This is a genomic window from Streptomyces sp. NPDC043870 (assembly GCF_056435785.1).
In genome coordinates this window covers 1-7968 of record NZ_JBWKDT010000089.1, presented here as the reverse complement: position 1 = coordinate 7968, position 7968 = coordinate 1, and the positions used below count along the sequence as shown (strand labels likewise).

The window sequence follows — 7968 nt, the reverse complement described above, 5'->3', positions numbered from 1 at the left end:
CGTGAACGAAATTGACGACAAAGAGAAAAAAGGAAAACCCCCACGAGCTCCCCTCCCACACCCTTGGGCGAAGAAAAGACCAACCCCAGGGTACCCCCCCCCCCCCCCCCCCCCCCGCCCCCCCCCCCCCTGCGTATCACCCCGGTGTGCGGCACCCTCCGCCGGTCGCGCGGCTGGTCCGGCAGCAGTGGCTCGGCGAGGCCGTTCCCGCCACGTCACCGGGCACCGGCCTCGGCCGTCGGCCTGCATTACCTCAACGTTCCCCTCTTCCTCCCCCCGCACGTATTTCGTCATCGCCCTTAACAAATTAGTATCCGGGGCAGCTCAGGGAAGACACGGAACGGAGATCTCCGATGGCTGTACCCGAAGGGCCGCTCGTCGTCGGCGTCGACAGCTCCACCCAGTCGACGAAGGCGCTGGTCGTCGATGTCCCCACGGGCCGGGTGGTGGCGAGCGGCCAGGCCCCGCACACCGTCGAGGGCGAGGGCGGGGCGCGGGAAAGCGACCCGGAGGACTGGTGGCGCGCGCTCGGGGACGCGCTCACCCAGTGCGGCGCACCGGCGCGTCGTGCCGCAGCGGTGTCCGTCGCGGGGCAGCAGCACGGTCTGGTCACCCTGGACGCGCGGGGCCGGCCGGTGCGTCCGGCGATGTTGTGGAACGACGTACGGTCCGCGACACAGAGCGAGCGGCTGATCGAGCGGCTCGGGGGCCCGAAGGCATGGGCGGAACGGACCGGCAGTGTTCCCGGTCCCGCGTTCACCGTCACCAAGTGGGCGTGGCTGCGGGAGCGTGAACCGGAGGCCGCCGCTGCCGCCCGCGCGGTGCGGCTCCCGCACGACTTTCTCACCGAGCGGCTCACGGGACGGGCCGTCACGGACCGCGCAGACGCCTCGGGCACGGGCTGGTGGACGCCCGCGACGGGGGCGTACGACGTGGAGATCCTCTCCCTCGCGGGACTCTCCCCCGCGCTGCTGCCGGAGGTCGTGGACCCGTTCGAGGCGGCGGGCACGGTCCGGGATCTGCCTGGTCTGCCGCTTCCCACGGGCGCACTGGTGGCGCCGGGCACCGGGGACAACGCCGCAGCCGCGCTCGGGCTCGGGCTCGCCGCCGGGCAGCCGGTGCTGAGCCTGGGCACATCGGGCACGGTGTACACGACGTCCGCTCATCCGTCGGCCGATCCGACCGGGACCGTGGCCGGTTTCGCCGACGCCCGCGGCGGCTGGCTTCCGCTGGCCTGCACGCTGAACTGCACCCAGGCGGTCGACCGGGTCGCCGCGCTGCTGGGCCGGGACCGCGAGGCGGTGGAGCCGGGCGGCCGGGAGGTGCTGCTGCCGTTCCTCGACGGGGAGCGCACGCCTCAACTCCCCTATGCGTCAGGACTGTTGTACGGGCTGCGGCACGACACGACGCCGGGCGGGCTGCTGCAGGCGGCGTACGACGGAGCCGTGTACGCACTGCTGGCGGCGCTCGGGAAGGTGCTGCCGCAGGACGCCGGCCAGGACGCTCCGCTGCTGCTGATCGGCGGCGGCGCGCGGGGCACCGCGTGGCGCGAGACGGTCCGCCGGCTCTCGGGCAGGGCGGTCCAGGTGCCGGACGCCCGTGAACTCGTCGCCCTCGGCGGCGCCGCGCAGGCCGCCGGGGTGCTCACCGGCGAGGACCCCCGGGACGTCGCCAGGCGCTGGGGCACCGCGGGCGGTCCGTCGTTCGATCCGGTCCCGGTGGACCGGGCCGCGCTGGACCGTATCGGCTCCGTCCTCGCCGACGGCGAGACCCTGCTGCGCAAGGAGCACCGGCCTTGACCCCACCACCCCCCGCCGACGCTTCCGTGGCACTGCCCAACACCCAGCAGGGCATCCGCCGGCGCAATCTGTCCCTCGTGCTGCACGCCGTGGCCGCCGAGGGCCCGCTGTCGCGTGCGGACGTCGCCGTGCGGATCGGGCTGACGAGGGCCGCGGTCTCCTCCCTCGTGGACGAACTGACCCGGGCCGGGCTGCTGGTGGAGCTCGGACGCGCGCAGTCCGGCAGCGTCGGCCGGCCGGGCAGCGCGCTCACGCTCAGCGACCGCGGACCCGTCGGCATCGGTGCGGAGGTCGGCGTCGACCATCTGTCGGTGGCCGCGGTGGATCTGCGGGGGAAGGTGCGGGCACGGGCGTCGGCGGATACGGACAACCGGGGCCGCCCGCCCGAGCCGGTCCTCAAGGAGCTTGCCGCCCTGGTCCGCCAGGTCACCGATGCCGTACGCGCCGAAGGGCTGCGCCCCGCCGGTGTCGCCGTGGCGGTGCCGGGACTGGTCGCGCGCGACACGCACACCGTCGTCCGCGCGCCCAACCTGGACTGGTGGGACGTCGATCTGGGCGCGTGCCTCCCGTACGGCCCGCAGCTCACCGTCGACAACGAGGCCAATCTCGGTGCGCTCGCCGAGCTGTGGATCGGCGGGGATCCGGCGCCGCAGGACTTCGTCCATGTGTCGGCGGAGATCGGCATCGGCGCGGCCGTGGTCGTCGACGGCCGGCTGCTGCGCGGTGCTCACGGCTACGCGGGCGAGCTGGGGCATGTTCCGGTACGGCCCGAAGGCCCCAGGTGCGCCTGCGGAGGACGGGGCTGCCTCGAGCAGTACGCCGGCGAGGAGGCGGTCCTGCGGGCCGCCGGACTCCGTACGACGGGCCGGCCGATCGGGCTGCTGGCCGAGCGGGCCGCCGCCGGTGACCGTGACGTGCTGCGGGCGTTGCGCGGCGCGGGCGCCGCGCTGGGGATCGCGCTGGCCGGTGCGGTCAACCTCCTCGATCCCCGTGCGGTGGTGCTGGGCGGCGCGCTGTCGCGGCTGTCGTCGTGGCTGCTGCCTTCTCTGGAACGGGAGTTGACGCGTCGTACGGCCGATCCGGCGCGCCCCGCGCTGACCGTGTCACGGCTGGGGTCCGAGGGGCCGCTGCTGGGTGCCGCGCACTCGGTGGTGCGTGCGGTGCTGGACGACCCGGCCTCGTTCGCGGCAGCTGCTCCCTGACCGGCTGTGTCCGGTCCGTGACTCTTGCCGGTGGTGCCGTGCGGTACAACCATGGGCGCCGGACGCAAGGAAGCGACCGGGAGGCCGGGTTGACCGACACGTGGGTGGCTCTGGAGGCCGGGGGCGATCCGGCGGAGCGCGGAGGTGTGCTGCGCCGGGCGTACGAGGAGTTCGCGACGGCGGGCCGGGTGGAGCGCGCCGTGCGGCCCGTGGTGGCCGCGTCCTGGCGACGCTGCGCTCGGGCGCATGTCGCCCCGGAGGGCGCGGCGTGCGTGGAACTCGGTGACGACGAGCTCGATGTGTACCGTGACGGGCATCCGCTGTCGCGGGTGATGCCGGTGATCCGGGAACTCATGGGCGGGTACGCCGAGGACGGGGAGCATCTCGTCGCGGTGTGCGACGCCCAGGCGCGGCTGCTGTGGGTGGAGGGCCATCCGGAGACCCGGCGGCGCGCCCGGCGGATGAACTTCGTGGAGGGCGCGCGCTGGGCCGAGTCCGTGGCGGGTACGAACGCGCCGGGCACGGCGCTCGCGGTGGACCGTCCCGTTCAGGTGTTCGCGGCCGAGCACTTCCGGCGGCCCGTGCAGCAATGGACCTGTGCGGCGGCTCCCGTCCACGATCCGCACAGTGGACGGCTGCTGGGCGCGGTGGACATCACAGGCGGCGACCGGCTGGCGCATCCGCACAGTCTGGCGTTCGTCGGCGCGGTGGCGCGGGCCGCCGAATCACAGCTGGCGCTGCTGGCGCCGCGGCCGACGGGCGACGCGGTGCAGCTTTCGGCGCTGGGCCGGGACGAGGCGCTGCTGGTGGCGGAGGGCCGGAAGGTGCGCCTCTCCCGCCGCCACAGCGAGATCGTCGTGGTGCTGGCCCGCCATCCCGAGGGGCTGAGCGGTGACGGGCTGCTGCTGGAGCTGTACGAGGACGAGCACATCAACCCGGTGACGCTGCGGGCGGAGCTGTCGCGGCTGCGCGGTCTGCTGGGGCCACGGCTGCTGCTGTCCCGTCCGTACCGTCTGGCCGTGACCGTCGACGCGGACTTCGAGACGGTGGCTCGCCGGCTCGCGTCGGGTGCGGTGGCATCGGCGCTCAGCGGGTATGCGGGTCCGCTGCTGCCGGGTTCGCAGGCGCCCGGCGTGGCGCGGCTGCGGCGGCGGCTGACGGACCAGCTGCGGACGGCGCTGATCGCGCGTGCCGATCCGGGGCTGCTGGCGGACTGGGTGCACAGCCCGTGGGGCGAGGACGACCTTCCGGTGTGGCAGGCGCTCGCCGCCGTGCTGCCCCGGGGCCGGGGGGCCGCGGCGCAGGCCCGGGTGCGGGCCCTGGACAGCGAGTACGCGGGCACGCCCTGACCCCCGGGGCTCGGGCGGGTGCTGCCGGCACCCGGCTGTCGGACACCGGGCGCCTGACGCCGCGTCGACTCCTTCAGGCACCAGGCACCAGGCCAGGCACCAGACACCAAGCACCTGAAACCGCGCCGCCATGCCCGGCGGCAACGTGGTTGCAACGTACGGCTCCCTAGGTTCGGCCGGGAGCGCAGTCCGAAGGCGGGCAGCGCGGACTCCGGGAGGTCTCATGGCTCGTTACGCTGCGCCCGGCACCGAAGGCGCCATCGTCACGTACGCGTCCCGTTACGACCACTGGATCGGCGGCGAGTACGTCCCGCCGGCCCGGGGTCAGTACTTCGAGAATCCGAGCCCCGTGAACGGGCAGCCGTTCACCGAGATCGCCCGTGGCACGGCCGAGGACGTGGAGCGCGCCCTGGACGCGGCGCATGCCGCAGCGCCGGCGTGGGGGCGCACCGCGCCCGAGGCCCGGGCGAACGTCCTGCTGCGGATCGCCGACCGGATGGAGGCGCATCTGGAGGAGCTCGCGGTCGCGGAGAGCTGGGAGAACGGCAAGCCGGTCCGGGAGACGCTGGCCGCCGACATCCCGCTGGCCATCGACCACTTCCGCTATTTCGCGGGCGTGCTGCGGGCCCAGGAGGGTTCGCTCAGCGAGCTGGACGACAGCACGGTGGCGTACCACTTCCATGAGCCGCTCGGTGTGGTCGCGCAGATCATCCCGTGGAACTTCCCGATCCTGATGGCGGTCTGGAAGCTGGCGCCGGCACTGGCCGCCGGGAACGCGGTGGTGCTGAAGCCCGCCGAGCAGACCCCTGCCTCGGTGCACTTCTGGATGAGCCTGGTCGCCGATCTGCTGCCGCCGGGTGTGGTGAACATCGTCAACGGCTTCGGCGTGGAGGCGGGCAAGCCGCTCGCGTCCAGCCCCCGCGTCGCGAAGGTCGCGTTCACCGGCGAGACGACGACGGGGCGGCTGATCATGCAGTACGCCTCGGAGAACATCAAGCCGGTGACGCTGGAGCTGGGCGGCAAGTCGCCGAACATCTTCTTCGACGACATCTGGGCGGCCGACGACGACCTGCGCGACAAGGCCCTGGAAGGGTTCACCATGTTCGCCCTCAACCAGGGTGAGGTGTGCACCTGTCCCTCGCGGGCGCTGATCCAGCGCGGGCACTACAGCGAGTTCCTGGACGCCGGGATCGCCCGCACCGAGGCGATCGTGCCCGGTCATCCGCTGGACACGGACACGATGATCGGCGCGCAGGCCTCCAACGACCAGCTCCAGAAGATCCTGTCGTATCTGGACATCGGCCAGCAGGAGGGCGCAAAGATCCTGACGGGCGGTCAGCGGATCGAGTACGACGGCGAACTGGCGGGCGGCTATTACGTCCAGCCCACGATCTTCGAGGGCGACAACCGGATGCGGATCTTCCAGGAGGAGATCTTCGGCCCTGTCGTCGCGGTGACGTCGTTCTCCGACTTCGACGACGCGATCAGGACGGCGAACGACACCCTGTACGGACTGGGCGCGGGCATCTGGACCCGGGACGTCAACCGGGCCTACCGCGCCGGACGGGCGATCCAGGCGGGACGGGTCTGGACGAACTGCTACCACGCCTATCCGGCGCATGCTGCCTTCGGCGGCTACAAGCAGTCCGGTATCGGCCGCGAGACGCACAAGATGATGCTCGACCACTATCAGCAGACGAAGAACCTCCTGGTGTCGTACTCGCCGAAGAAGCTGGGCTTCTTCTAGACGCAGAAGAAGGGCGCCTGACCAGGCCAGAGGCTCGGCAGGCGCCCTCCTCGGCGCACATCTCACAGTCCGCGGGGTCGACGCCGGAGGCCAACCGGAAGGAGATGCCGGCGTGGCGCAGGTCGTAGGGGGACGTTTCGCCGGTTCTTCCGCATCACTGGCCGGGTAGCCGCCGAAAGCCCAGACCCGCAAGGGCACTGACGTGGGTTTGGTGAGCCTGCGAAGAAGACGATGAAAAGGATGACGGAACCGAAGGACACCTTTTGGCATCACGCGTTCGCGAGCGAGAGTGCCGAAGCTTGACGTAATGATCGAGGAGTGTCGTCGGCCCGGGACGTTGAAACTTGTCTGGGTCCTATTCGCCGCGGACAAAGGCGCACGATCTCATCGCACGCGCCGAAGTACGTGAGTTCGCATGAAGGTTGGCAGGTATTCGGCATCATACGTCTGCCGGAGAACCGGTGGTGGAACTGCTGCGGCCGGGCAACGCAGGCTGCAACACCGCGAGTGATCACATCGGAGCAACTCGGCTCGCGCTCGCTCAGCCGCCTGAACGCCACTGGCGCGAACGCCGGTACCATCCACTGCGACCTCCGGCGGCGGCACCCCACGCGTTCGTGGCCTCGCTGTCACTGGTGCGGACGCGGCCGGCGGCTCACCCGTCGGCCGCGCCCGCGGCGGTCACTTCGTCAGGCCCCAGCGGACCGGGGCGAGCTGCTTGGACATGATGGTGATCAGCTCGTACGCGGCGTGCGACGCGGCGATCGAGGTGATGCCGGCATGGTCGTACGCCGGCGCAACCTCCACGATGTCGGCGGAGACCAGGTGGCAGTCGGCGAGGCCGCGCAGGATCTCCAGCAGCTCGCGGGAGGTCATGCCGCCGGCCTCGGGCGTACCGGTGCCGGGGGCGTGCGCCGGGTCCAGGACGTCGATGTCGATGGAGACGTAGAGCGGCCGGTCGCCGACCCGCTCGCGCAGCTGCTGGGTGATCTCGTCCACACCGCGCCGCATCACGTCCGCCGAGGTCACGATGCCGAAGCCCAGCTTGGCGTCCTCGTCGAGGTCCTTCTTGCCGTAGATCGGGCCGCGCGTGCCGACGTGACAGAGGGCGGAGGTGTCGATGACGCCCTCCTCCACGGCCCGGCGGAAGGGCATCCCGTGGGTGTACTGCTGGCCGAAGTAGTCGTCCCAGGTGTCCAGGTGCGCGTCGAAGTGCAGGACCGCCACCGGCCCGTGCTTCTTTGCCACGGAGCGCAGCAGCGGCAGCGCGATCGTGTGGTCGCCGCCCAGGGTCATCAGCCGGGCGCCGCCGGCGAGCAGCTCGTCGGCGGCGGCCTCGATCGTCTCCACCGCCTCGGCGGCGTCGAACGGGTTGGCGCTGATGTCGCCGGCGTCCGCGACCTGGCTGAAGTGGAAGGGGTAGACGTCCTGCGCCGGGTTGTAGGGGCGCAGGGTGCGGGAAGCCTCGCGGATGGCGTTTCCGCCGAAACGGGCTCCGGGGCGGTACGTCACACCGCCGTCGAACGGGACCCCGACCACGGCGATATCCGCCTTCTCCACCTGGTCGAGGCGGGGGATGCGGCCGAACGTGGCCGGACCGGCGAAGTGCAGCGTCCGGTCGGTCTCGGTCGGCGCCAGCGGCGGCGTCACTCCGTTGGGCTGGGCGGTCATGGTGCGATCAGTGCCTTTCCTGGGTACGGCTGCCTGGCGCCCTGTGCCGGGCCCAGGGGGTTCGGACGCCGGGCCGTGGCGCCCTCGGGCCTGCCCGCCCGGGTCACTGCGGGGGGTTGCCGTGCTTGCGCGACGGCAGGTCGGCGTGCTTGGTGCGGAGCATGGCGAGGGAGCGGATGAGCACCTCGCGGGTCTCGGCC

Annotated in this window: 5 protein-coding genes; 4 read left to right on the top strand and 1 reads right to left on the bottom strand. The window is 72.2% G+C overall.

The features are described 5' to 3' along the window. Window positions 1–353: 353 nt before the first annotated feature. The 4 genes from xylB to exaC all read left to right on the top strand — a co-directional run bounded on the left by xylB (window position 354) and on the right by exaC (window position 6097). A complete protein-coding gene (gene xylB, locus AC0699_RS38620; RefSeq protein ID WP_478670910.1) occupies window positions 354–1799 on the top strand; it encodes a xylulokinase in 1446 nt (481 codons plus the stop codon). Continuing rightward, window positions 1796–3001 carry an ROK family protein gene (locus AC0699_RS38615; protein WP_478670906.1) on the top strand — a complete coding sequence of 402 codons (1206 nt, stop codon included), beginning with the start codon at window positions 1796–1798 and terminating at the stop codon, window positions 2999–3001. Before xylB ends, AC0699_RS38615 begins: the two co-directional genes overlap by 4 nt. An 89-nt stretch (window positions 3002–3090) precedes the next feature. Beyond that, window positions 3091–4350, top strand: coding sequence for a GAF domain-containing protein (locus tag AC0699_RS38610; RefSeq protein WP_478670904.1), 1260 nt, complete (start codon window positions 3091–3093; stop codon window positions 4348–4350). 223 nt (window positions 4351–4573) lie between these two features. Then, a complete protein-coding gene (gene exaC, locus AC0699_RS38605) occupies window positions 4574–6097 on the top strand; it encodes an acetaldehyde dehydrogenase ExaC (protein WP_478670900.1) in 1524 nt (507 codons plus the stop codon). A 681-nt stretch (window positions 6098–6778) separates the two neighbouring features. Here the strand turns inward: exaC and speB are convergent. Then, a complete protein-coding gene (gene speB / locus AC0699_RS38600; RefSeq protein WP_478670897.1) occupies window positions 6779–7768 on the bottom strand; it encodes an agmatinase in 990 nt (329 codons plus the stop codon). Between the last annotated feature and the right edge of the window lie 200 nt (window positions 7769–7968).

Bases quoted from the DNA above. Each gene is read 5' to 3' on its own strand.
- exaC (WP_478670900.1), top strand. From the start codon at position 4,574: ATGGCTCGTTACGCTGCGCCCGGCACCGAAGGCGCCATCGTCACGTAC.
- xylB (WP_478670910.1), top strand. From the start codon at position 354: ATGGCTGTACCCGAAGGGCCGCTCGTCGTCGGCGTCGACAGCTCCACC.
- speB (WP_478670897.1), bottom strand. From the start codon at position 7,768: ATGACCGCCCAGCCCAACGGAGTGACGCCGCCGCTGGCGCCGACCGAG.